21 protein-coding genes and 3 pseudogenes are annotated in these 24,057 nt (G+C 39.9%); 8 read left to right on the top strand and 16 right to left on the bottom strand.

All coding sequences use genetic code 11. The features are described from left to right. From BM375_RS02355 to BM375_RS02365, 3 genes and pseudogenes are all read right to left on the bottom strand, one after another. A partial coding sequence (locus BM375_RS02355) for a transposase (protein WP_170852570.1) occupies window positions 1–279 on the bottom strand: 279 nt, incomplete at its 3' end. Window positions 280–304: 25 nt separating this feature from the next. After that, the gene (locus tag BM375_RS02360) at window positions 305–640 is read right to left on the bottom strand and encodes a cupin domain-containing protein (protein WP_093363583.1); all 336 of its coding nucleotides are present in this window, start codon (window positions 638–640) and stop codon (window positions 305–307) included. Window positions 641–647: 7 nt separating this feature from the next. Next, a pseudogene (locus BM375_RS02365) lies at window positions 648–1,190 on the bottom strand (nitroreductase family protein); the annotation flags it as partial. Between the two features lie 198 nt (window positions 1,191–1,388). Between BM375_RS02365 and BM375_RS02370 the strand changes: the two are divergent. The 4 genes from BM375_RS02370 (at window position 1,389) to BM375_RS02385 (ending at window position 3,896) form a co-directional block, all read left to right on the top strand. After that, window positions 1,389–1,688 carry a winged helix-turn-helix transcriptional regulator gene (locus tag BM375_RS02370; RefSeq protein ID WP_212611617.1) on the top strand — a complete coding sequence of 100 codons (300 nt, stop codon included), beginning with the start codon at window positions 1,389–1,391 and terminating at the stop codon, window positions 1,686–1,688. Continuing rightward, on the top strand, window positions 1,689–2,282 hold the full coding sequence (locus tag BM375_RS02375) for a Crp/Fnr family transcriptional regulator (protein ID WP_093363585.1): 594 nt from the start codon (window positions 1,689–1,691) through the stop codon (window positions 2,280–2,282). A gap of 84 nt (window positions 2,283–2,366) precedes the next feature. Continuing rightward, window positions 2,367–3,428, top strand: a complete 1,062-nt coding sequence (locus BM375_RS02380) for an NADH:flavin oxidoreductase/NADH oxidase (protein WP_093363586.1) — start codon at window positions 2,367–2,369, stop codon at window positions 3,426–3,428. Window positions 3,429–3,476: 48 nt separating this feature from the next. Then, window positions 3,477–3,896, top strand: coding sequence for a DMT family transporter (locus tag BM375_RS02385; RefSeq protein ID WP_244525824.1), 420 nt, complete (start codon window positions 3,477–3,479; stop codon window positions 3,894–3,896). 64 nt (window positions 3,897–3,960) lie between these two features. Here the strand turns inward: BM375_RS02385 and BM375_RS02390 are convergent, their stop codons facing one another. The 6 genes from BM375_RS02390 to BM375_RS02415 form a co-directional block, all read right to left on the bottom strand. Then, window positions 3,961–4,566: an RteC domain-containing protein gene (locus BM375_RS02390; protein ID WP_093363588.1), complete on the bottom strand. Its 606-nt coding sequence runs from the start codon at window positions 4,564–4,566 to the stop codon at window positions 3,961–3,963. A gap of 272 nt (window positions 4,567–4,838) precedes the next feature. Then, window positions 4,839–7,343, bottom strand: a complete 2,505-nt coding sequence (locus tag BM375_RS02395; protein WP_093363589.1) for a cation-translocating P-type ATPase — start codon at window positions 7,341–7,343, stop codon at window positions 4,839–4,841. Between the two features lie 77 nt (window positions 7,344–7,420). After that, window positions 7,421–7,984: a cytochrome b/b6 domain-containing protein gene (locus tag BM375_RS02400; RefSeq protein WP_093363590.1), complete on the bottom strand. Its 564-nt coding sequence runs from the start codon at window positions 7,982–7,984 to the stop codon at window positions 7,421–7,423. A 4-nt stretch (window positions 7,985–7,988) separates the two neighbouring features. Beyond that, complete coding sequence (locus tag BM375_RS02405; RefSeq protein WP_093363591.1) at window positions 7,989–8,738, bottom strand: phosphatase PAP2 family protein; 750 nt, start codon at window positions 8,736–8,738, stop codon at window positions 7,989–7,991. Between the two features lies 1 nt (window position 8,739). Continuing rightward, window positions 8,740–9,867, bottom strand: a complete 1,128-nt coding sequence (locus tag BM375_RS02410) for an efflux RND transporter periplasmic adaptor subunit (protein ID WP_093363592.1) — start codon at window positions 9,865–9,867, stop codon at window positions 8,740–8,742. A 9-nt stretch (window positions 9,868–9,876) separates the two neighbouring features. Next, complete coding sequence (locus BM375_RS02415) at window positions 9,877–14,196, bottom strand: CusA/CzcA family heavy metal efflux RND transporter (protein WP_093363593.1); 4,320 nt, start codon at window positions 14,194–14,196, stop codon at window positions 9,877–9,879. 17 nt (window positions 14,197–14,213) lie between these two features. Between BM375_RS02415 and BM375_RS17120 the strand changes: the two genes are divergently transcribed. Beyond that, window positions 14,214–14,387 carry a hypothetical protein gene (locus BM375_RS17120; protein ID WP_170852571.1) on the top strand — a complete coding sequence of 58 codons (174 nt, stop codon included), beginning with the start codon at window positions 14,214–14,216 and terminating at the stop codon, window positions 14,385–14,387. Here the strand turns inward: BM375_RS17120 and BM375_RS02420 are convergent. From BM375_RS02420 to BM375_RS02440, 5 genes and pseudogenes are all read right to left on the bottom strand, one after another. Continuing rightward, on the bottom strand, window positions 14,384–14,779 hold the full coding sequence (locus BM375_RS02420) for a hypothetical protein (RefSeq protein ID WP_093363594.1): 396 nt from the start codon (window positions 14,777–14,779) through the stop codon (window positions 14,384–14,386). The genes BM375_RS17120 and BM375_RS02420 overlap by 4 nt on opposite strands. 106 nt (window positions 14,780–14,885) lie before the next feature. Continuing rightward, window positions 14,886–15,332 (bottom strand): annotated as a pseudogene (locus BM375_RS02425) (conjugal transfer protein TraG); the annotation flags it as partial. Window positions 15,333–15,559: 227 nt separating this feature from the next. Further along, window positions 15,560–16,033: a Dps family protein gene (locus tag BM375_RS02430; protein WP_093363595.1), complete on the bottom strand. Its 474-nt coding sequence runs from the start codon at window positions 16,031–16,033 to the stop codon at window positions 15,560–15,562. A gap of 33 nt (window positions 16,034–16,066) precedes the next feature. Next, complete coding sequence (locus tag BM375_RS02435; protein WP_093363596.1) at window positions 16,067–16,846, bottom strand: SDR family NAD(P)-dependent oxidoreductase; 780 nt, start codon at window positions 16,844–16,846, stop codon at window positions 16,067–16,069. Window positions 16,847–16,970: 124 nt separating this feature from the next. Next, complete coding sequence (locus BM375_RS02440; protein WP_093363597.1) at window positions 16,971–17,885, bottom strand: AEC family transporter; 915 nt, start codon at window positions 17,883–17,885, stop codon at window positions 16,971–16,973. Window positions 17,886–18,001: 116 nt separating this feature from the next. On the opposite strand from BM375_RS02440, the gene BM375_RS02445 reads away from it, so the two are divergent. Both BM375_RS02445 and BM375_RS02450 read left to right on the top strand, forming a co-directional pair. Next, on the top strand, window positions 18,002–18,526 hold the full coding sequence (locus BM375_RS02445; protein WP_170852572.1) for an FUSC family protein: 525 nt from the start codon (window positions 18,002–18,004) through the stop codon (window positions 18,524–18,526). 18 nt (window positions 18,527–18,544) lie between these two features. Beyond that, window positions 18,545–19,411 (top strand): AraC family transcriptional regulator, encoded by an 867-nt coding sequence (locus tag BM375_RS02450; protein ID WP_093363599.1) that lies wholly within the window; start codon window positions 18,545–18,547, stop codon window positions 19,409–19,411. Between the two features lie 21 nt (window positions 19,412–19,432). Here BM375_RS02450 and BM375_RS02455 read toward each other — a convergent pair. Beyond that, window positions 19,433–20,790: pseudogene (locus tag BM375_RS02455) on the bottom strand (IS3 family transposase). 307 nt (window positions 20,791–21,097) lie between these two features. Further along, on the bottom strand, window positions 21,098–22,354 hold the full coding sequence (locus BM375_RS02460) for a site-specific integrase (protein ID WP_093363600.1): 1,257 nt from the start codon (window positions 22,352–22,354) through the stop codon (window positions 21,098–21,100). Between the two features lie 286 nt (window positions 22,355–22,640). On the opposite strand from BM375_RS02460, the gene BM375_RS02465 reads away from it, so the two are divergent. Continuing rightward, on the top strand, window positions 22,641–24,038 hold the full coding sequence (locus BM375_RS02465; protein WP_093363601.1) for an APC family permease: 1,398 nt from the start codon (window positions 22,641–22,643) through the stop codon (window positions 24,036–24,038). Window positions 24,039–24,057 lie beyond the last annotated feature (19 nt).

The following is a 24,057-nucleotide window of genomic DNA, read 5'->3' on the forward strand; positions in this document are numbered from 1 at the left end:
CTCGAAAGTGCCGTTTCGGTCACGACCGCTCTCCAGTTCAAAATGACCCGATTGGAGGCTTCTTACGGTCTTTTTTGTCTTCCCGTTTTTACGGTTCGACTCTCCGGAAGCTTTATTCTCCTGCAGGTGGTGATCAAGCTCTCCTTCTAACATCGATTCCAATAAGTGTTTTAGCATAGGGGCAAAAACACCGTCTGTACCACCCATTTTCTTGCCTTTATAAAGGCCTTTCATTGCTTCTTCCTTGAAGCGCTCAAAATCAAATTCCTCTTTTTCCATTTGCTGTGTCTAATATAAAAATTCTTTATTTGACACAGTTTACTTTACACCCTCCATTTGGCGGAATAATAATTCCATCTCCGGCTTTGACGATATATTTATCATTGTTGATTTGTACTTCTACACTACCTTTGATAATAATAGAATACTGCTCATTACTGTGTTGATGAGTTGGAACAACTGGCCCTTTTTTATAAGTGAAATATCCTATGTTGCCTTGTTCGCCAAAAATACTTCCACGAGTTAATAGTGAATTGACATTTTTACTTGGTAAATCTGCTAAAGTAAATTTCTTTACTTCCTGAGCCTGTAACAAATATTGCGACAATATGGCTAAGCCCGTAATAATACTTTTTTTCATGTTTAGATTATATAGAGTGAATAATGTTTTTTGATGATAAACATGATTTAGGATTGCGAGACGGCTGATTACTGTCTTCGGGATTTCTGTAACCGATAGCCACGGCAAATAACGTTTTGTAGCCATCCAATTTTAGTATTTTATCATACTCAGCGTTTTTAATCCCTTCCATAGGTGTACTATCAATCCCTATAACAGCACAACCACTAAGGAAAAAACCTAAAGAAAGATACACCTGGTGTTGCAACCAGGATTTGATTTCCGCTTCGGGCAAGGGTTTCAGAAAGTTGTTATAATAATCAATCGACCCCTGTGGCAAATTTTGTTGAATCTGCTCTTCAAATTTTTCCACCTTATCAATAACGGTAAACACCACCAAATGACTGGCATCATTAATTTTATGCTCGTTAAAATAAGATACTTCTGCCAATTGTCGCTTTGTGGTTTCATCCGAAATAAAGTAAAAATTCCACGGTTGACTGTTAATTGAAGAAGGACTTAAACCAATTATTTCTTTCAGTTCTTCAATTTTATCAGATGATATTTTTTGATTTGGGTCGTACTATTTTGTTGTGTACCTGTTTTGTGCAATTGTTGTAAAATCCATTTTTCCGTTTTTAATTAAACTATATAATTTATAGTTGCAAAACTAAATATAGTATTGTACATTTGCAATAACGGATAAAAATGATAGTAACAGATGTATTGTATAGACAATAAACAATTTCCTTGCAGCACCAGCTTGACAATGAAGTATATAGGCGGAAAATGGAAGGCTGTAATCCTCATTCATCTAATCGAAAAAAAACGATATAATGAATTGCGTAAAGAGCTGCCAATGGTTACGGAACGCACCATCAGTCTGCAATTGAAAGAATTGGAAGAAGATGGTTTGATTTCCCGTACTGTTCACACCAGCAAACCACCTTTAAAAGTAGATTATGAACTAACAGATTTTGGGAGGACACTCATTCCCGTATTGAAAGTTATTGCCGATTGGGGGAAAGAAACGGCGAAAAATGACAAACGTATCAAAGAGATAAAATAAATGGATTCTCCGACACAAAAAATAATTACATTTCTCCGTCAGCGGGTAGATGTTTCGGATGCCGAAGCATTGGAATTTGCTGCTATGTTTCAGGAGAAAAAACTGCGTAAAAAGCAGTTTGTCATTCAACCCGAATTTGTAGCCCGACACCGCTATTATATCATTGATGGGGCGTTGCGGTCGTTTATTGTAGATGACCACGGGCAGGAAACCACCATTGCACTTGCCATTGATGATTGGTGGATTACCGATTACAACAGCTATATCTATCAGCAACCTGCTACCTTGTTTGTTGAAGCGGTTTCTAACGCCACCGTTTTACAATTGAGTTACGAAAATGAGCAGAAGCTCAAAACCTCCAATCCTAAATTTGAAACTTTTTTCCGCATCATTGCCGAGCGTGGACTGGCCGCCCAGCAACGCCGGATCATCACCAACCTCACCCAAAATGCTGAACAGCGATATGAAAGCTTTGTGCAGAAATATCCGCAGTTTGTCAACAGTATTCCGCAATACATCATTGCATCTTTCCTGGGAATGTCCACCGAATTTCTTTCCAAAATCAGGAATAATAAAGTGGGTAAAAAATCTTGAACTACTTCAACCTTATTTTTTAAGCTGCTTCATTTTTGTTGACGATAGTGTTGCTGAACTTTGTGTCAACAAAAGCAGATAAAAATGAAACATCTTTTTAGCCCGCTGCGGTTGCGGGATATGACCCTCAAAAACCGCATCGCTCTTTCGCCGATGCAGCAATACAGCGCCGTTGACGGCATTCCGGGACAATGGCACTTAGTGCATTTGGGCAGCCGTGCCGTGGGTGGTGCCGGATTGATTCTCACCGAATGTACCGCCATTTCTCCCGAAGCCATGTGTACCCTTTACGACACCGGAATATGGAACGAAGCCCAGGTTGCAGGTTGGAAATTTATTGTAGATTTTGTGCATCAGCAGGGTGCAAAAATGGGTGTACAGCTTTGGCACGCCGGCGGAAAAGCCAGCAGTAAACATCCCAACGAAGGAATGAAACCGCTCCCCTTGGAAGAAGGCGGCTGGATACCTAAAAGTTCTTCTGCTACGCCTATCAATGCCCACCATCCGCAGGCAATGACTTTGCAGGAAATACAGGAAGTGAAAAATCAATTTGCCCAAGCAGCAAAAAACGCGATAAAAGCAGGGTTTGACACCATTGAGTTGCACGCTGCTCACGGTTATTTATTGCATCAATTTTATTCTGGATTGATCAATAAAAGAACCGATGAATACGGTGGCAGTTTTGAAAACAGGATACGACTTTTGGTAGAAGTGGTAAATGAAGTTCGTAATACTATTCCCGATGAAATGCCTTTGCTGGTAAGGCTTTCGGCGGTTGATTACAGCAACGAACCCGAAGCTTGGACATTAGCCGACAGTCTGAAACTGACAGAGATTTTAAAAGACAGCGGTGTGGATTTAATAACCGCATCGGGCGGCGGATTTGTACAGGTTGACCCTTCAATTGTAAAACCGAATTACCAATTGCCTTTGGCTACTGCCATCAGAGAATCCGCCAATATGCCCGTAGGCACGGTAGGAATGATTACCGATGCACATCAGGCAAATGCAATCATTGAAAACAGCGAAGCCGACCTCATCGTAATAGCAAGAGAACATTTACGCAATCCTTATTTCGCTGTGGATGCGGCAATAGAACTCGGACAAACGCCGGATGTTCCGTGGCAATATAAAAGAGCTTATTAATCATTAAACTAAAAATCGAAAACAATGGATAAAATAATCTGGATCGCAATGGCATTTTTGGCGGGAGCATTTCTTCCGCTGCAAGCCGGGCTTAATAGCAAACTCGCCAAAACAGGCGGCAGTCCTGTTCACGCTTCGATGATTTCGTTTGCAGTGGGCGTGGTGGCATTAATCGTTTATATTTTTCTCACCTCGCAAAACGTATCGTGGAAAGGCATCCGTGAAGCGCCGGCGTATGCCTGGGCAGGCGGAGTTTTGGGAGCGTTTTATGTAACCGTTATCGTATTGGCATTTCCGAAAATTGGTCCCGGACTCACTTTCGGATTGGTGGTGGCAGGTCAATTATTAATCTCTATGCTGATGGAACATTTTCAGGTATTGGGCGCACAGCCGCAGCCTGTCAGCATCGGGCGTATATTGGGTATGCTGCTCATTATCGGCGGTGTGGTGGTGATGAAAAAGTTTTGATATGTGAATAATGCTTCTTAGTGATGTTATCTTGTTTTCCTTAAATCTCCACTGCAACTTCCTTCTATTCATCCTGCAACTTAAAGAATTGGAAGAAGACGGTTTTCATTATAGAGTTTGATGAAATATTAGACAGCTTATTTTCCAAATAGACTTTTATTAAATCATTGGAAATAATTTTGGCTACCTTGTAATCATAAGAAGTCGAAAAGCTGTGGTCAACTTCAAAAAAGAAGGTGTCAAGAGTTAATTTGATATCATATCTGCCCCTAACAAAATACTTATGGTCAAGATAGGTACTGTTTGTTCTATAATATTTGCAAAAATCAAGATTATTGTCAGAGAAAATTTTCAATTTTAATATTTCATTATTCAAATATGTCTTTATCACTTCCATTCCTCCAAATGGCATTTTTGTCTTAATTTTGTAGATTGAATTGTAGTAGATCAGTTTGGAAAGTATCAAAGGTTTTAGATGCTTAAAAAAGTGAATTTCTTCATTTTCACTCTGAAAGCCATTCTGTAATACAAATTTTTTCAACGTAGCCATATTTTCTAAAATTTTATGAATTATTGTTTCACATAGTTGAATGATGTCCTTATTATCTTTAGATAAGACATCTATTTCCATAGCCAGTTTTGTAATTGTTTTATTGCTAAATTCATTCATGAGTATCGATTATTAAATGATATATATGGCAACATAATCTATACTCTACAGGAGAATTAAATAATAATTTTCACATAGATTATATAGAGATTGTATGGTAGCTACCATTAAAAATTGCCATTGAACCTGCCGATATTGCTCCATTAGTAATGGAAATTGAATACAGGCATTTATTTGATTTGGTGTCATTAAAGAATATATTTGCCATATTTCGTTGCCTTTCTCTTATTATAGAAAAATTGTTTTCTACTTAAACTGTTAAATGAAAAAAATCAATTCTTCTTCCGTCTTTTCATCCATTTGTAAGCCTCAAACCAAAGCACCGAAACAGCGGATATAAGTACTGCAAGTGATAATTCAGTAAGACCTAAGTTCGTCACCTTAAAGAAAACTGATACTGCCGGGATATACAGTATAGCAAAAAGCAATATCAGGGTCAAACTACTGATTGCAGGAAAGAGGATGTTTCGGTTCTTAAAACTGTCAAACATGCTATAATAAAACGAACGGTTTGTAAAGCTTAGCAGGATGTTGGCAAAAATTAGTGTGGTGAACACCATTGCCCTTGTTTTTTCCTCGTTTCCGCCTTGAATAACACTCCATTGATATGCAAATAACACTCCTGCTGTAATAAAAAGCCCTTGTACGATGCTGATGGTAAGTTCTTTCCAGTTAAGAAAAGTTTCGGTCATTTTTCGGGGGCTTTGTTGCATAGTATTCTTTTCCATCGGTTCATTTTCATAAACCAATGAGCAGGTAGGTCCCATAATCAGTTCGAGAAAAATAACGTGAACCGGTGTAAAAATGTGCGGAAATATCCACCCTAAGAACAGCGGCAAAGATACTGTAAGTATGATTGGGATATGAATGGAAATAATATACTGAATAGCTTTTTTTATATTGCTGTATATCCGTCGTCCGGCAGCTATAGCCGTGATAAGTTTATCCAAATCATCGTTGGTAATAACCAAAGAGGCGGCTGCTTTGGCTATTTCAGTCCCCTTACTACCCATAGCCACACCTATGTGAGCAGCTTTCAATGCCGGACCATCGTTTACACCGTCGCCCAGCATAGCCACTACTTCACCTTTCTTTTTCAGGGCATTGATCACCGTAAGTTTTGCATCGGGAAACATACGGGTAAATAATACCTTTTTTTCCACTTCTTCCAAAAGCTGATCCTCGCTGTAATTCATAATAGCTTTACCTTCTATCGCATCAACTGTATTCACAATTCCAGCCTGTGCAGCAATACTTTGTGTGGTGTCTGAATTATCTCCGGTAATTACTTTGACTTTTATGCCAGCATCGTAGATATGTTGGAATACTTCTTGAATACCTCGCTTTGGTGGATCGAAGAATACGACCAAACCTAAAAAATCAAATCTGAAATCCTGCTGTTTTTCTGGAAAATTATCTCCTTCAAAATGGGACTTCGCTACACCCAGAACCCGAAATCCCTGTTCTCCGAAATTTCTGATTATCTGACGAACTTTTTCTTTCTCTTTTTCTGAAAGCACCGATACTTGAATAATGGCTTCAGGAGCCCCCTTTGCAGCAACGATCCTTTCTTTGTGCCCGTTTTCAAAAAGATGGGTCATCATAGGAGGTTTGCCCTCCAACGGATATTCATGGAATAACTGCCATAATATCCGTTCATCCCGCTGTTGCGTTTCTTCATAAACCCGGTGAAGTGTTTGTTCCATAGGGTCAAAAGGAACGGGTTCGCTACTCCACATCGCATAATCAATGAGCGTAGAAAGGGTTTCGTCGTTAAAGTGACTTTCATTAAAAGTTTTGTCAGATGAATAATCATATAGATACTTCAACTGCATCGTATTTTCGGTAATAGTTCCTGTTTTATCAGTACAGATAACAGTAGTGCTTCCTAATGTTTCTACAATACTGCTTCTCTTGATAATGATACCATCACGCATCAGCTTCCAGGCACCAAGAGCCATGAAAGTGGTAAAGGCAACAGGTATTTCTTCAGGTAGTACCGACATTGCGAGTGTAAGTCCGCTAAGCAGGCTTTCTACAAGATTTTGGGTACGAACATAATTCACCAAGCATACCAATAAGAAAATCAAAAAACCTATGACTGCCATTGCCTTAACAAATTTCCGGATCTGTATTTGCAATGGAGAGGTTTCGGTTTTAATTTCGTTAATGGATGTTCCTATCTGACCAATACGGGTTTCCTTTCCTATTTTCTCTACTTTAAAAACTGCCAGACCCGAAACGGCTATCGTGCCACTATACACTTTGTTGTCATCGGAACCAACACTTTTGAAGACAGAATAGCTTTCTCCGGTAAGCGAGGCTTCATTGACTGAAAAATCATTACTATGAATAATTTCGCCATCGGCATTGACTACTTTTCCTTCTTCGGTAATGCACAAATCGCCTACGACTATTTCATGGGTAGGAATTTCTTCAACCGTTGAATTTCGGATTACTGTACTCAATGGCTCGTTCAGTTTTTCAAGTGCTTCTAATGCTTTTTTACTCCTGTTATCCTGATAGAATGATATAGCGGATACTGCAATAATTGCTACAAACATGAATAGAGCTTCTCCATAATCCCCTACGATTACGTAGATAATGGATATGGCAAAAAGTAAAATGAGCATAGGCTCTTTCAATATGTCAATGAGCATATCCAATACGCCGTTTTTTCTTACTGTCTCCAATTTATTGAGACCGTATTGTTTTTTTGAAAAGTCTACCTCATTATCACTAAGACCTTTGAGATAGTCTGGTATGTTGTATTTCATTTATTTCACTTTTTAATGGGATTTACCCCTCATGATAAATTAAACAAGTTTAGTATTTCTTTTGCTATAGGAATAAGCTATCCACCAATCATTTTAGACGTTATTCCCTTTTTGCCTGTTAATTCCGCTATAACAATACCTGTAATATGTACCAATATAAAAATCGGAAAACAGTATATCGCCAGCTTATGTACAGTTTCCATAGGCTCTTTCCATTCCCCGTTACCCCATTTGAGATAAAATCCGGTGATACCGGCAATAATGACAAACACATAAAATAATATATATGTCATCCCTTGCAAACGTTCTTTTATGGACTGTTTTCCGATAAAAGGATTGGGGAAACGAACTCCTTTCATCAACATATAAGCAATCCTCATTAAGAAGATAAAAATGATGATATACGATGCGTATTCGTGCCATTGCCACATAGGATTAAGAATATCATTGACTATAGCCATTGTCTGTTCCTTTGTCATCACTCCGGGAGCATCCTGCTCGATGACCGCAACAATGGGCTTTCTACCCATCCATTGCATTCTTAAAAATCCGGTGATGAACAGTACGGTCATCAGAAGTCCCAATAACCAGTGCAATATTCTATCAGTTACAGTAAACTCTTTCTTAATAATTGTTTTCATTATTTTAAAATGTTTTAATAATTGTAAGTCCAACAGCTTTGGATTGATAGAAAGGAACAACAGACAATGCTTGCCTTTCTTCTTTTGACGAAAACCATTTCGATGTGAGAGGAAACAGCCAATAGGCAATCTCGGTGGACAAGATACCAATGCCTGCCCCCGCAACAATATCACCGACCCAATGCTTATCGTTGAATACCCTGTATATTCCTGTCATAGCTGCCACAGGATACCCTGATATGCTAAGCCAGAAATTACGGTCCTTATATTCCCTGAACATAAAATGGGCGGATGAGAAAGCCGTAGCCGTATGTCCGGAAGGGAAAGAAAAATTATTAGAACCATCGGGGCGTTCTTCGCCTACGAATTGTTTTGTGGGCAGTACCAATGCTGCGGAGACTAATTGAGACGTAGCATAGATAATGGTTCTGTCTTTAAAATTATGCTTTCCTTTAACTCCTGCAAGATTAAGCCCATATACGGCTGCTGCCGGAGCATACTGCATATAGTTGTCTATGGTTGCTCCGGCAATGATATGTTCCCGTGTTTCGTAGCGTGTAGACTGGTTCAATGATTTTAAATCATCCGATATCAAACTCAATACTCCGTATGAAATCAAAACAGAAGGAACGATCAGTTTTTTTGCCGAAAATTTATACGCTTTATCGTCAATGTTTAATGTGTCGTTGCCTCCTGTTTGAGCTTTTAAGCTCAACGCATACAGCAAAGTCATCAATAACAATACAGGCTTCATCTTAATCCTCTGCGGTATTTTTTAGTGCCATTAATAAAGTATAAGCCCCTTTCTGTGCGATTTTTTTACCGCTCAATTGGTTTCCGTTGACAATCTCTATCCAACCATCGCCAGTGTTTCCGATTTCTACTGTTGTCATCCTGAAACTGTTCTTGTCCAATACTTCAAAGACGTAATGTTTTCCTTCAAACGCCAAAATGCTTTCCTCCGGTAGTGCCAATGCCTTGCTTTCGGGTATGGGAACCTCGGCATTCATATACAGACCGGGAATAAGCTGTGCATTGCTTTCCGTGAAATGGGCGTGAACCTCCACAGCACGGTCTTGGGAAATATTTTTACTGATCAGAATGATTTCGCCTCCGTATTTCTTTTCCGGATGGCTGTTGGTGTATGCCGTAAGCGATTGTCCGATGCTTATTTTATCCCAATCTTTTTCAAATACTTTCAGGTTCAGATGCAGATCTTTCGGATCTACGAGTTCAAACAGCACATCCGATGGCGAAACGTATTTGCCTACATTCACAAAAACCTGCGAAACGAAACCGTCAAAAGGTGCATACACAGATGCAGTACGTTTGATGTTGTTCACCGAAACATTAGAAGGATTGATGTGGATCATCCGCAGTTTTTCTTCCAGTGCCTTTTGGCTGATGAGCAGCGTTTCATAATTGGCTTTTGCCTGCAAATACACTTTATCACTGCTTGCTTTACTCTGGTTCAATTTCTTCTGGCGGTGGTATTCGGCTTCTGCATTTTGCAATTGAGCCCTTGCCGTCAAGTAATCCTGTTGCAGTTGGATGAACTGGTTGTCTTCCATTACGGCGATCACTTCACCTTTTCGGAAGTGCATTCCGGGCAGCAATTTCGTGGATTTTACATATCCGCCCAATGCACTGCTTACCGACACGAGGTTTTGTGGCGGTACGTCCACCGTTCCGCTCAGTTTTAGCGTTTTTGTCACGTTTCTTTCTTTTAATTCAACGGTCGTCAGCGAGAATGCTTTTAGCTGTTCGTCCGATAGTTTCAACACATTTTCGGTAGTTTCCGTAGTGTTTTCTTCTGTTGTGTTTTCCTTATTTCCGCAACTCCATAACAGGAGCAAAACGAAAATTCCGACTATATTTTTCATTTGAATAATTTATTTTGAAATGAGATATTGAAGATTGATGATTTGGAAATTGAGCTGCATCACGGCATCGTAATAATCACGCTGTATCTGTATCGCCTGATTATTGATCATCACCCAGTCTAAGTAATTGATTTCGCCATTGGCAAATTGTTCTTCTGCTGTTTTGAAAATCTGCTCGGCTGCCGGCAATTGTTTTTTCTTATACGTCCCGACGATGTCAAGCTGTGTCCGGTACTGCTGCAATGCCGCTTCATAGCCGCTTTCCCATTCGGCTTTACGCAAAGCGAGTTCATTTTCCGTGAAGAGAATACGTTGTTCCTCTGCTTTGATCTGTGATTTCTGTGCTTTGAAAAAAATAGGTATGCCTACACCCACCTGAAAGGAATTAAAGCGATTGCTGTTCAAATCCCTGAAGCTCTGGTTGAAATAACCAACGGACAGATTGGGCAACAGCTTCGATTTTTCTAATCGAACCGATGCTTTTGCTTTTTCGATTTCCTGTGCCGACAATAGCAAGACCGGATGTTGTGCGACATCTGCATCCGCATCAAAAAGTCCATCCATAACAACGATGCCGGAAGCCGATGGTTCATAGCGGGTGTCAGCATTCAGCATCAGTTGAAGCTGTATTTTTGCCAACTCGATTTCGTTTGCCAACGCTTTTAATTGTATAGCAATGTTTTCCCGTTGCACTTCGGCAGCCGTTTTTTCAAGCAGGTTGCTTTCACCGCTTTCCATTCGCAGAGAAGCTTTTTCTAAAAAACCTTTATACATTTCATTGGTACGGTTCAGGATTTTTTCCCGCTCACGCAAAACCAAAATTTGGTAAAACAGCTCGCTTACCGTCTTGCGGATGTCCAGCTTGTTCAGGTTCACCGAAATCACTGCCGAATTCCATTCTTCGTTCAGCAATTTCTGTTGGTTGCCATACACAGTCGGAAAACTGAAAGATTGTGAAATCCCGAATTTATTATCGGAAGTACCACTATTGACCTGCCCGAATTCGCCCGTTACGACAGCCTGTGGAATGTTGGCTCCGGTAGCCGTCCGCTTTTTATAATATTCGGCAAGCAGGTTTTGGCTTTTTGCCGACAGGTTGTTTTCCGTAGCCATTTTTACCGCTTCTTCGAGTGTGATGCTTTGCGAAAATGCCGAACCACTTAAACCCAACAAAATAAGCAGTGTTGCACTTTTCCTGCCGAATGTCAGCTTGGGAAATTTAAGTTTTTCAAACAGCACAAATAAAGTAGGCAATACAAAAAGGGTCAGAAATGTGGCAAACAGTAAACCACCGATAACCACCGTTGCCAACGGACGTTGCACTTCAGCTCCTGCACCGTTGCTCACCGCCATCGGTAAGAAACCGAGTGATGCTACGAATGCGGTCATCAGTACCGGACGAAGCCTTGTCTTTGTTCCAAGCAATGCTATCTGGTACAGGTCTTTATCGCCCGTTTGTTTCATCCGGTTAAACTCTGCGATAAGCACAATCCCGTTGAGTACGGCTACCCCGAAAAGGGCAATGAAACCGATACCTGCACTGATGCTGAACGGCATTCCACGCAATGCCAACAGGAATATTCCGCCGATTGCAGACAGAGGAATGGCGGTATAAATCAACAAACTTTCCTTGACGGAACGAAAGGCAAAATACAGCAGAATGAATATCAATGCCAGCGAAACAGGAACGGCTACCATCAATCGGTTGGTGGCTTCATTCAGGTTTTCAAATGCTCCTCCATAGGTTACGTAGTAGCCGGGCGAAAATGCCATCTGTTTATCGGCTTTCCCCTGCAATTCGTTGACGATGCTCTGTACATCACGTCCACGAACGTTGAAACCAACCACAATCCTTCTTTTGGCATCTTCCCGTTGGATCTGTGCAGGGCCTTCAATGATCTGCACATCAGCTACCTGATACAGCGGTATCTGGTTGCCTTTGGGCGTTGGAATGAGCAGGTTGCGTATATCTTGTAGATTTTCACGTTGTGTTTCGTCCAGACGAACCATCAGGTCGAAACGTTTCTCTCCCTCATATACTTTTCCCGTGCTTTGCCCCGCAAAAGCAGTGTTCACGACTTTGTTGATGCCGGCTATATCCAGATTGTACTGGGCAATGTTTGCACGGTTGTATTTGATTACCACCTGCGGCATTCCTGTGATGGGTTCGATGTATAAGTCCTGAGCCCCTTCAACCGTTTTGATGATTTCGCCGAAGCGGGCTGCATAAGCCGACAGGCTATCCAGATCTTCACCGAAAATCTTACAGACCACATCCTGCCTTGCTCCGGTCATCAGTTCGTTGAAACGCATCTGCACAGGATATTGGAAACCCGTGGTAATACCCGGAACAGCTTCAAGGGATTTTCCCATTTTTTCAGCCAGTTCGGGAAAGGTTTTGGCAGATGTCCATTCCTTTTTATCTTTCAATATCACCATCAGGTCGCTCGCTTCCATCGGCATCGGGTCGGTGGGTACTTCACCGCTTCCTATTTTGGTCACGACCTTTTCTACTTCGGGATAATCCCTGATGAGGATATGGGCTGCTTTCTGCGTGTATTCAACCGTTGTTTTCAGATTACTTCCCGTCAATACACGGGTATCTACCGCAAAATCGCCTTCTTCCAATGCCGGAATAAATTCGCCTCCCAAGCGGGACAAAATAAGCACCGCAACGATGAACAGAGCAACCACCACACCAATAACCATTTTTGGAAAATGCAGCACCTTAGCGAGTGCTTTGTGATGAATGTTTTCCAACTTTTGCATAATGCGGTCGGAAAAATTGGGTTTGTGCTTGATTTTCTTACTCAACACCAATGAACTCATCATCGGGATATAGGTCAGTGAAAGGATGAATGCACCGATCAGAGCAAAAGCTACGGTCTGTGCCATCGGTTTGAACATTTTTCCCTCGATGCCTTCGAGCGTGAAAATAGGCAGGTACACAATCAGGATAATGAGCTGACCGAATACGGCACTATTGACCATTTTGGTAGCCGAATTGCTGACCTGATTGTTCATTTCGTCCTGCGAAATACGATTGGCAACTGCAAATTTCTTTCCGTGCAACTGGTGCAGCACGGCTTCGACTATGATGACCGCTCCGTCCACAATCAATCCGAAATCCAATGCCCCCAAGCTCATCAGGTTACCGCTCACGCCAAACAAATTCATCATAATGATGGCAAACAGCATCGACAGCGGTATGACGGAGGCAACCAGAAATCCTGCCCTGAAATTTCCGAGGAACAAGACCAGTACAAAGACTACGATCAAGGCTCCTTCGGCAAGGTTGGTCTCAATGGTGCTGATGGCATTGTTGACCATCTTGGTACGGTCGAGAAAAGGTTCAATGACCACACCTTTGGGCAATGTTTTTTTGATAACGGCAATGCGTTCTTTCACATTTTTGATAACTTCGGCACTATTGGCTCCCTTGAGCATCATCACCACCGCACCGGACACTTCCCCCTGATCGTTGTAGGTCATAGCTCCATAGCGTGTGGCATAGCCTGTTTTCACTTCGGCAACATCTTTCAACAATACAGGAATACCATCCTGCGTAGCCGTGACCGAAATGTTTTCTATATCTACTTTATTACCGATCAGTCCTTCGCTACGGATATAAAGCACGGTAGGGCCTTTTTCGATATAAGCACCTCCGGTATTCTGGTTGTTATTTTCCAATGCCGTGAATACGTCACTGATGCTGAGGTTCAGCGATTGCAGTTTGTTGGAATTGACCGCAATTTCATATTGTTTCAGCTTACCTCCGAAGCTGCTGACTTCGGCAACACCTTTTACACCTAATAGTTGTCGCCTTACGATCCAGTCCTGAATGGTACGCAGTTCGGTGGCATCGAATTGGTTTTCAAACCCTTTTTCGGGTCTTACCACGTATTGGTAAATCTCTCCCAATCCGGTGGAAATAGGCCCCAGTTCGGGCGTACCTACACCGTCGGGGATTTCGTTCTGTACGGTTTGCAGCCGCTCGGCAACTTGCTGTCTTGCCCAATACACATCGGTATTGTCGTCAAAGACGATAGTCACCAACGATAATCCGAAGCGGGAAAAACTACGTATTTCGGTGATGCCGTTGATATTGCTGTTTGCCTGTTCAATGGGGAAAGTAACCAGACGTTCGATGTCGGTCGCTCCCAATGAAGGAGCTACGGTAATGACCTGCACCTGATTGTTGGTAATATCAGGTTGTGCGTCAATCGGCAATTTGGTGGCTTCGTATAAGCCCAAGCCGATAAGGGCTATGGTAAAAAGCCCGATGATGAGTTTATTCCGAATAGAAAACTCAATAATTTTATCTAACATAATTTGTAATACTGTTAATGATGAATGGAATACGGGATTTGCAGGCATACACTGGTAGTGCAAAGCCCGAAAAAACGCAGATGATTAATTGGGAACAGGCTTATGCTGCGGCAATATGCTTTCTGTACAGATATACAGAAGTAACATCCGCAAAAGCGAATTTAATTAAAAATCTGTCCAAGAAAAATTAACAGTATTTGGGCGGTTGCCAGATAGCAGAAAGATAGTTTTTGTCAGAGAATGTATCGTCCAAAGGCAAGGCTTTGGGTTCTTCACCCACAGGGATTTTCGTTTCTATTTCAAAACTAAAAGGTGGGGTAAGTACAAAACTGATACTCAAAACATCGGTATGAACAATAAACGGTAGTTTCTTATCTTGTTCGTAATCGTCATCCTTTGGATGATTTTCGAGGTGATTGCCTTCGTAGTGAAGTGCGAGAAATTCAACCACAGTCATTTGAGGGTTTTTCTCTTTGTGTTCGAAATAATGTTCTACCAGCATAGGGAATTTCAGCAACTGACCTAATTCAGTTGTTGAAATAAGATACACGGATAGAAACAATATGGCGAGTACTCTCCTCATACAGCAAAGTTAATGAAAAAGAGTATTCAGTTTTTTAAGTTGTTGTAATTTAAAAGCTTTCAAAATTAGGAGCTAAAGAAAGTTAGATTTTTTTAAATATTTCTATTTACCCCTGTTGTACCAAATGTTGCAAATTTGGGTCATTTTTAATTCTTTCCATCTCACTCTCAACAATATGAACAATGTCTGATTTTATCTTACGGTAATTGTTCTCAATATCCTGTTTCATATTATCTGTTCCGTGTTCATCTACAAAGGATAGAATTTCGGGTATCTTCTGATAGGTTTTTGTTTCGGCTGCAACTTTCTCGTTATCTACGACAATTTCAGCGTGGAATATCTTTTGTTCGATACGTTCATCGAAGTTATCGGAAACAGAACCGACAAACATACCTTGTGTTAAAGTTGAAATTTTGGAAGCTGGTATCAAGCTATCCAACTGTGTGGATATTGAAGTAGATTTATCGTTACGGTTAATCGTCATACTCTGCCTTTTTTGTAAAACTTTCCCAAAACGTTCCGAAAGGCTTTTTGCCGTTTCGCCAACTGTTTTTGGTAAATAACCGTGAACACATCTAATTTATATTACGATAAGAGCATGGGAATCTATGTCTTAAAAGTTGAATAAAATATATGAAAAACGTAATCAGCCATTTTATTGTTGTAATTTTTCATACTGTAATTTTTCGTTTTTATACTTAACAAATAAAAAGAAGAAAAACCAATCTTATTCATTCTAGGATTGGTTTTCTTTATAACTAAAGATGGATTTAAAATTTACTATTTCAAGTGTGCTCTTAGCATCCACGCCATTTTTTCGTGGGTTTCAATAAATCCGGTGATGTAATCGCTGGTACCGGCATCTTTATATTTTTCCTGAACTTCATCAATACTACCTCTGATAAAATCGATTATTGCGTCATGATCAGCCAAAAGTTCTGTTATAAAACTGGCACTGTCATTTTTTTGGTTAGTGGCTTCGCTAAGATGCGTAAGTTCTAAAAATTCTTTTAATGTTCCGGGAGCGTAATGACCTATAGTACGGATACGTTCAGCCACACCATCCATCAAGTCTGCCAATTGTTGATATTGACCCTCGAAGAAAATGTGCATAGAATGAAAGTCAAGGCCTTCTATATTCCAGTGTGCATTTCTTGTTTTGGTGTACAATACAAATTCATCTGCCAATAATTTACAAAGAATTTCGGCTACTGCCTGTCTGTTTTCGCTTTTAATTCCAATTTGCGTTTTCATTTCTTGATTTTTTAAATTTATTAATAATATTTTTTACATAGTCATCCCGCCATCAACGGCTATGGCTTGCCCTGTGATGTGTGGAGCAGAAGCGATGAATAAAACTGCGTCTGCTATATCCTCTGCACTTTGATCTACACCTTGTGGTATCAATGTCTTTTTGTTACGTTCCCAAGACTGGCTTTCGGTTTCGTCGTCTTGTTTCCAGCGGTCTGCGATACCGCCTTCGCCACGCCACATGCCAGTACCAATGATACCAGGACAAATAGCATTTACGGTAATTCCTGTTTCAGCCACCTCTTTTGCAATACTGTTGGTAAAACCAATCACTGCAAATTTAGAAGCTACATAGTGTGATAAATGTGCCATGCCCATCTTGCCGGCTATAGAAGCGGTATTGATGATTGCTCCACTTTTTTGTGGTTTCATGACTTCTAAGACAGCTTTGGTACAAATAAAAACTCCTTTTGCATTTACCGAAAGTACTCTGTCCCATTCCTGTTCGTCTATTTCCTCGATACTTCCTATACCCACTACACCGGCGTTATTTACGGCTATGTCTAAACTTCCAAAGGCATTTACTGTTTCATTTACTGCACTTTTTACGGAAGCATAATTGGTTACGTCTACTGCCAAGGCCAAAGCTTTGCCTCCAATTGCTTTGATTTCTTCAGCCACTTTTTCAACATATTCTTTTTTTACATCTGCCAAAGCTACATAAGCACCTTTCTTAGCAAAAGTCAAAGCAATTGCTTTTCCAATTCCGCCGCCAGCTCCGGTTACAAATACTGTTTTATCTTTAAAATTGTCCATTTTTTTACCTTTTTAATGTTAGCTATTTGTTTTTTATACTACAAATATACTTCATTATCAGCCAAGTCAATTTGTAGAAAGATGACAAAATGATGTAGAAAAGATTTAATCATTCTAAAATCTGTCAGATACCCAATAACTGCATAATGCTGTTCCAGAATGCGGTAGTAATAAAACCAACTAAAATGCTGACCCCGATAATCAGGTTAATTAACCTCGCATTAAGCCTGAATTGTTCTGCTATAATGCTGGAAGTAATCAGCGTGGGCATTGCCGCTTCAAATACGCTTATACGTGCAATATCTCCTTTGATGCCCAGAAAAAGTGCAGCAATTAAAACCAATGCCGGAGCAATCATTAATTTGTACAGCATAGTCATTGAAATCTGGGAGATTTCCTGTTTCCATCCATTGAATTTCAATTGTAAGCCAACGGAAAAAAGAGCTAATGGCCCTACCGTTGCTGCTAATTTATCAAAGAAAGGTTCAGCTATGCTCAAATCTGTCACATGAGATAAGATAAGCGCACCCATACAACCTATAAACGGTGGAAAAGTCAGCAATCTTTTAACCAAAACCGATGCTTTTATTCCTTCTTTATCTGAACGGTTTCCTTTAATTGCTGAAATTATACCTACAGTGGATAAAAGTACAAACATCACCTGGTCGCAAATAATGGCTATGCTTAAATCCTGCTCGCCATAATATGCCATAATCAATGGAAAACCTATAAAAGACGTATTGCTGTATCCACCGGCAAGCTCAAGTGTGCTTCGGGAGCGTTGACCATACCCTTTATATCGGGAATAAAGCTCCATAAAAACCCAGCATCCAGCCCAAACCAATATAGGAGAAAGAGCAGGAAACAACATTTGACTGCTCCATTCAATCTTAGGAATATATTTAAAAGAAACAGCAGGAAGTGCCAGATATAAAATCCAAGTGTTAATTCCCTTATGTGCATCTTGTGGAATTAATTTTGCTTTTCGAAATATCATTCCGGCAGTTATGCAGAATGCTATCATGACAAAATTGACCATAATTTCAATAAAATTTTAACTATGCAAAGTTAGCCGATAGGAATACCGTTGTGCTTGTATAAAATAAATAAAGGTTTGTATATTTGTGTTATATTAACCTATCTGAAAAAGAATTTGTGAAACTTGATTTTTTTAAAGATCCGCCCGATGCCGGTATTGTTGTAAAAGCTTCTTTACTTACGCTTGTCATACTCATTTCTTATTTTTTAGGACTTGGGATTAATAAGTTACTACAACTTTCTGATGATTATTTAAGCGGTATATGGTGTGCCGTATCTGCCATTGTGGTGTTTGATGACCTTCCAAAAAATGCCAAAAGCCTTATGAAAGACCGGCTTTTGGGTACATTTGTAGGTGCTTTATTAACCACTATAATTGTTTACTTTACTAGAAATCTTTTCTTGTCAATTGGCATTGCATTGTTCTGTACTTGTATTTTTATTTCTGTTTTTAAATGGACTGGGGCTTTGAAAATTGGATGTATAACAGTGATTATTGTAGGATTGAGTACCCATGACAAAGCTTTTGAAATTGTTTGGCAGTCAGGATTAATGCGTTTTCTTGAATCTGTTGCTGGATGTACTCTATCTCTTATCGCTACCATAATCATAGAACAGATAAAAACACGAACTATTAAGTAATATTTGAGAGAAAGAACTATGACCAAACTAAAACAGTTTTATCCCTTAGAGATATTGGATTTTGAAGAGGCTTCATTTCACCTTACGGTTCACGGTCAAAATTATTTTGAGCTGGTGTATATTTATGAGGGAAAAGGTATTCACCAGATTAATCAAAACCAGCTTCCATATTGTTCAGGAGACTTATTTGTAATTTCTCCGGAAGATGAACATAATTTTAAAATGGATACAAAAACCAGAATCATCTGCATTAAGTTTACAGATGACTATTTTAGCGGTAAAGAGCATTGGAAATTTCAGGATTATATGAATAACAATCCTGAAGGCATTATGAATAACAAAATCTTGAAGGAAGTCAAATTAGAATTTAGTCAAGAAATTCATCAAATACTACGACATATAATTGACAATATATTGCTTTACAACGCCTCGTATAATGTTGCTACCTCACCTGTCGTTTTTCATCAGGTACTTTCTGTTTTCGGTATCATAAAGGAAACGATGCAGGATATGTCACTTAACGGGAATGACCACCTTCCCGAAAAAGAACAATTGATTTCTTATATTCATCAGCACATTTACATTCCTGAAAAAGTAAAAGTAAAGAATATTGCTTCACATTTCAATATCGCCATTACCTATTTCAGTGCTTATTTTAAAAGAAATTTTGAAATGAACTACAGAGATTACCTAAATCAATATCGACTTATGCTCATTAATAAAAGACTGGAATCTGGTCAATTTACTATGAGCCAAATTGCTGAGGAATTTGGATTTAATGATGAAAGCCATTTTTCCCATTTTTATAAGAATAATGTAGGTATTAACCCCTCAAATTATGTTTCACTTGTACGTCTTCAAACTAAATTAGACACATTAGGATGAAACCTTAAGGAGACTTTCGAGTTATAAATTTATTAATTTTTGTTGATTATACAATTGTCTTCTTTTATTCAGAGAATCGATTTTTACCTGTTGTCTTTTTTCCAAAATTCTTTCAGATCGTCCACAATAGACATCTGCAGGTGTTAAGTTTTGCAGCGATTCGTGATAACGTCTGTTGTTATAGTTGTCCACAAAGTTTCCCAGGGCTTCGATAAGTTCTTCTGGATGGTAAAAATGGTTTAATTTCACTACGTTTTTCATCGTTCTGTGATACCGTTCAATTTTTCCCTGTGTCTGCGGATGCATTGGTCTGCCGTGAACCTGCTTCATCTTCATATCCTCTTTCAGATAAGTTTTTAACTCGCTGGAGATATAACAAGGGCCGTTATCGGATAGCAATTTCGGTTTTGCTTTCGACTTTAATTTTGCTTTTTCAATGGCTGTATTTACCGTTCTTTTCACATCTTCTGCATTCATTGAATCGCAAAGCTCCCAGTGGATGATATATCGACTGTAATCATCCAGAACCGTGCTCAGATAATACCATCCCCAACCGATAATCTTGAAATAGGTAAAGTCGGTCTGCCACATCTGGTGCACAAATTGGGTTTTGTCTTTGAACTCATTAGCTGCCGAGATAAGAATATGATTCGGAGCCGGGATTAGATCCCTTTGCTTCAAAATCCTGTAAACACTGGATTCTGATATGAACACACCCTGTTCATCCGTGATCTTGTGCGCCAGTTCCCGAGAAGATAACTCAGTGTGTTCCAGAGCAATTTCAACCACTAGGTCTTTTTGTTCTTCGGGAATACTGTTCCATTGTCTTCTAGATGCCCTGCAACCTTGTTTCAAGCCGTCATAACCGTTCTTGAGATAGTTTTGCTACCATTTGTAGAAGGTACTCCTTTGGATACCGAAGCTTTCAAGGGTGCGCTTTACACCAATTGCACTGGTGGTAACCGTTTGTATGATCTCGTATTTTTCTGCAGCTGATAATCTCATATATTTTCGGTATTTATGGATTAATCCAGCATGTCCAAACTTTTTTTTACGATATCGTAACGCAATACCAGATCGGCCACCATCTCTTTTAAGCGAGCGTTCTCTTTTTTGAGCTCCGATACTTCATCGCTAGTGGCTTCTCTAACTACATCACCGTTCAAACGCTTCTTGCCTGCTTCCATAAACTCTTTGTTCCAAGCGTAAAACTGGGATTGGGCTATGCTGTGCTTTCTACAAAGCTCTGCAACGGAAAGCTCTGCTCTAAGCCCCTCCATAACGATCAAAATCTTCTGCTCCGCTGTAAACATCCTACGTGTCTGCCTGCGAATGTCCTTGACAAAGGATTCAGTACTCTTCTTCTTCGGTGTTCCCATAATTAAATCTAATCTTTTTTGATGAAAACACTCCTTATGATTCTAAAATATCGTGTCCACTTTTTGCTGACGATTTACATATTTTTTACTGTGTGGCTTTGAGAGCCACCTTACCAGGGATTTTAAAAATGCTGTAAATGGTAGTAGCGTAGGTAGGGCATTTTTCAAATGGCTGTTTCAGAAGTAGCCGAAAAAGCTCTTTTACAGTGAGGGAATAGGAAAGCGGTAAACGTGCTTTGGTTATCGAAAACTTGGGCAAAAAAAACAGAGCCGTCAAGCTCTGTTCTATAAGTTGTGTTGGATTTAATTAAATAGCTACCGTTAAAAATGCTTCTTCCATTGCCTTGAATTTCGGTGTTACCAAATCCATATCCTTGCTGATTTTATGGCTGGTAATTTTTGCATAAATCTGTGTAGTGGAAATGTTTTTATGCCCCATCATTTTGCTAAGGCTTTCAAGCGGTACACCCTCGGTCAAAAACATTGTTCCGAAAGTATGCCTTGCCGTGTGGAAAGTTACTTTTTGTTCCGTAATAATTTCGGCTTTCTCAATCAATTTACCTATGTGAGTATTGCAGGTCGCATTGGTCGGAACCGGAAAGATAAATTCATTACGGGTTGCACCCTGATACTTTTCAATGATGCGTTTCGGAATTTCCATTAACCGAACATTGGAAGCAACATCTGATTTCTTTCTCCTACTGATAATCCACTGATGACCGTCAAAGAAAGATTGAATATTGTTCCTTGTCAGTTTTTTAATATCCGCATAAGCAAGCCCGGTGAAACAACTGAAAATAAACAGGTCTTTTACAAGTTCGTACCGTCGTGGGTGTGACGGCATACACAACATCAATTTTTCTACGTCTTCTTTTAGAATATAACCCCTGTTGGTTTCTTCCATACTAATTTCGTAATCCTGAAACGGATTATCACGTATCAAGCCTTTCTTAATAGCTAACTCCACCAGACTTAATACAGGCATTGTGTAAACCCAAACCGTATTATGTGCACACTGTAAATCGTACCGGAGGTAAAAATCAAACTCACGGATAAAATCGGCAGTCAATTCTCGAAAAGCCATATCATCACGATGATAGCGTTCTTTTATAAACGTGCTAAGATGGTTGTAAACTGTGATGTACTTATTATAGGTGGCTCCAGACCGTTCTTCTTTTTCGACCAATTTTTTAAAATATTCATTTTGGTCGTTGAAGACTTTCAATATGGCATCATCCATTACACCCACACCCAAAAACGAAAGTTTTACTTTCTGTGCGGTTGCAAAGCCCTCGTGCTTCAGCATATCTTCGTATATCTTGTCGATACGCCCACGTATGTTGTCAAGTTTTTTGTTAATGCTCAAAGCTGTGGCACTCTTGCCCTCAACTCTTCCATATTTTAAATCCCAATTGTTAGGGTCAATTTCTAACTTTGTTCCCAAAGTTTTAGCTGTTCCATCAATGGTAATACGTGCCATAATCGGGGCGTTCCCATTCTTTTTCAGTTCGTTCTTTTTCAAATAGAAAAGCAGTTTGAACGTCGATTTTTTTGTCTGCTCCATAACTCAAATGTTTAATGTTTAAAATTAAATTACATTGAGTTACAAGGGAATATAAAAAAGGGTGCAAAACTCTGAAATATAATCAGTTATAATATATGCTATTGCCTTTGTCAATCGGTAACGAATTAGTAACCTAACCTTGTCGTTTTAAGCCCAAAACCTATCAGACACCGAGTTCCAAACCAAGACTACTATTTTATAAAGCATTGTATAGCAACGGTTCTAACCGTTTTGCCTATTTTTGCTTTTTACTAATCTTTTTTTATAAAAAAGTTCAATACATTATATGAAGGAAGGGAAAACAAGCTCTTATCAGAATAGGGACGCGGCTTTGGATGGTGAGGTAGGAAGGGGTAATACGCCAAAGCAGGTACTGAGTGTCACCGATGCGGTTTTTGTCATTGTAGGGATTGTAGTAGGAGCTGGTATTTTTCGTACACCGTCAATTGTCGCATCGCATACTGGCAGCTGGCAGTTGTTTTTATTCGTGTGGGGTTTGGGCGGTGTAGTGTCGTTGGTAGGTGCGATGTGCTATGCGGAGTTGACAGCTGCTTTTCCAAATACAGGAGGAGACTACCACTTTCTGTATCGAGCTTTTGGTCGACGGTTTGCCTTCCTGTTTGCTTGGGCAAGGATGAGTGTTATACAGACTGGTTCCATAGCTTTGTTAGCGTTTATCGTGGGTGATTATATGGCAGAATTGTATGCTATTGGCCCTTATTCTTCGTCCATCTATGCGGCGATTGTGGTCATTGGATTGACCATGGTGAATATTGTTGGCGTTCATGTCGGGACAAGTGCACAAAAGATATTGGTTAGTTTGCAGTTCATTGGACTTTTTATTCTGGTGATTGTTGGTCTTTTTTTCAGACGAGGGGATGGGGTTGTAGCTGAGTCTCAAAGCCTCGAGCAAAGCAACCATATGGCAAAGGCGATGGGGGCGGCACTGATTATGGTTCTGTTGACTTTCGGTGGTTGGAATGAGGCGGGGTACATCTCCGCCGAGATGCGAGGTGGGAGTAAAAAAATGGCGACGGTAATGGTGGTGAGTATATTGCTGATCACAGGGATTTACCTGCTCATCAATTTGGTTTATCTCCATGTGCTTGGTATGGAAGGCATGGCACAGTCAGATGCGGTAGCAGTAGACATGATGCGGATAACAATGGGTGAAGCAGGCGTTGTTTTTATCGGTTTGTTAGTGATGATAGCCGCATTGACTTCTACAAATGCGACAATCTTTACAGGCGCGCGAACCAATCATGCTTTAGGACGGGATTTTCCGTTCTTTTCTTTTATGGGAAAATGGCAATCACGTAAATCTACACCCGTAAATGCGTTACTCATTCAGGGAGCTATTGCTACAGTATTGATTGTTATCGGTTCTTTTGCCCGTAGTGGATTCGAATCTATGGTCGATTTTACAGCGCCGGTATTTTGGTTCTTTATTTTATGTACAGGGATTGCACTTTTTGTGCTGCGCTATAAAGAGTCAGAAGCTGTGCGACCTTTTAAAGTCCCATTTTATCCTGTTTTGCCGTTTATATTCTGTTTAAGCTCGGGGTATCTGCTGTATTCTAGTTTGGTATTTGCAAGCAAAGGAGCATGGTTAGGTATCATTGTACTTGCATTAGGAATGTGCTTTTTTTGGCTCATGCCTGGCAAAGGAAGTGAGAAGATGTAATTGTGTAATATATTTAACG

Origin of the sequence: Sphingobacterium wenxiniae, from assembly GCF_900116225.1 — a bacterium.
Lineage (GTDB): Bacteria > Bacteroidota > Bacteroidia > Sphingobacteriales > Sphingobacteriaceae > Sphingobacterium > Sphingobacterium wenxiniae.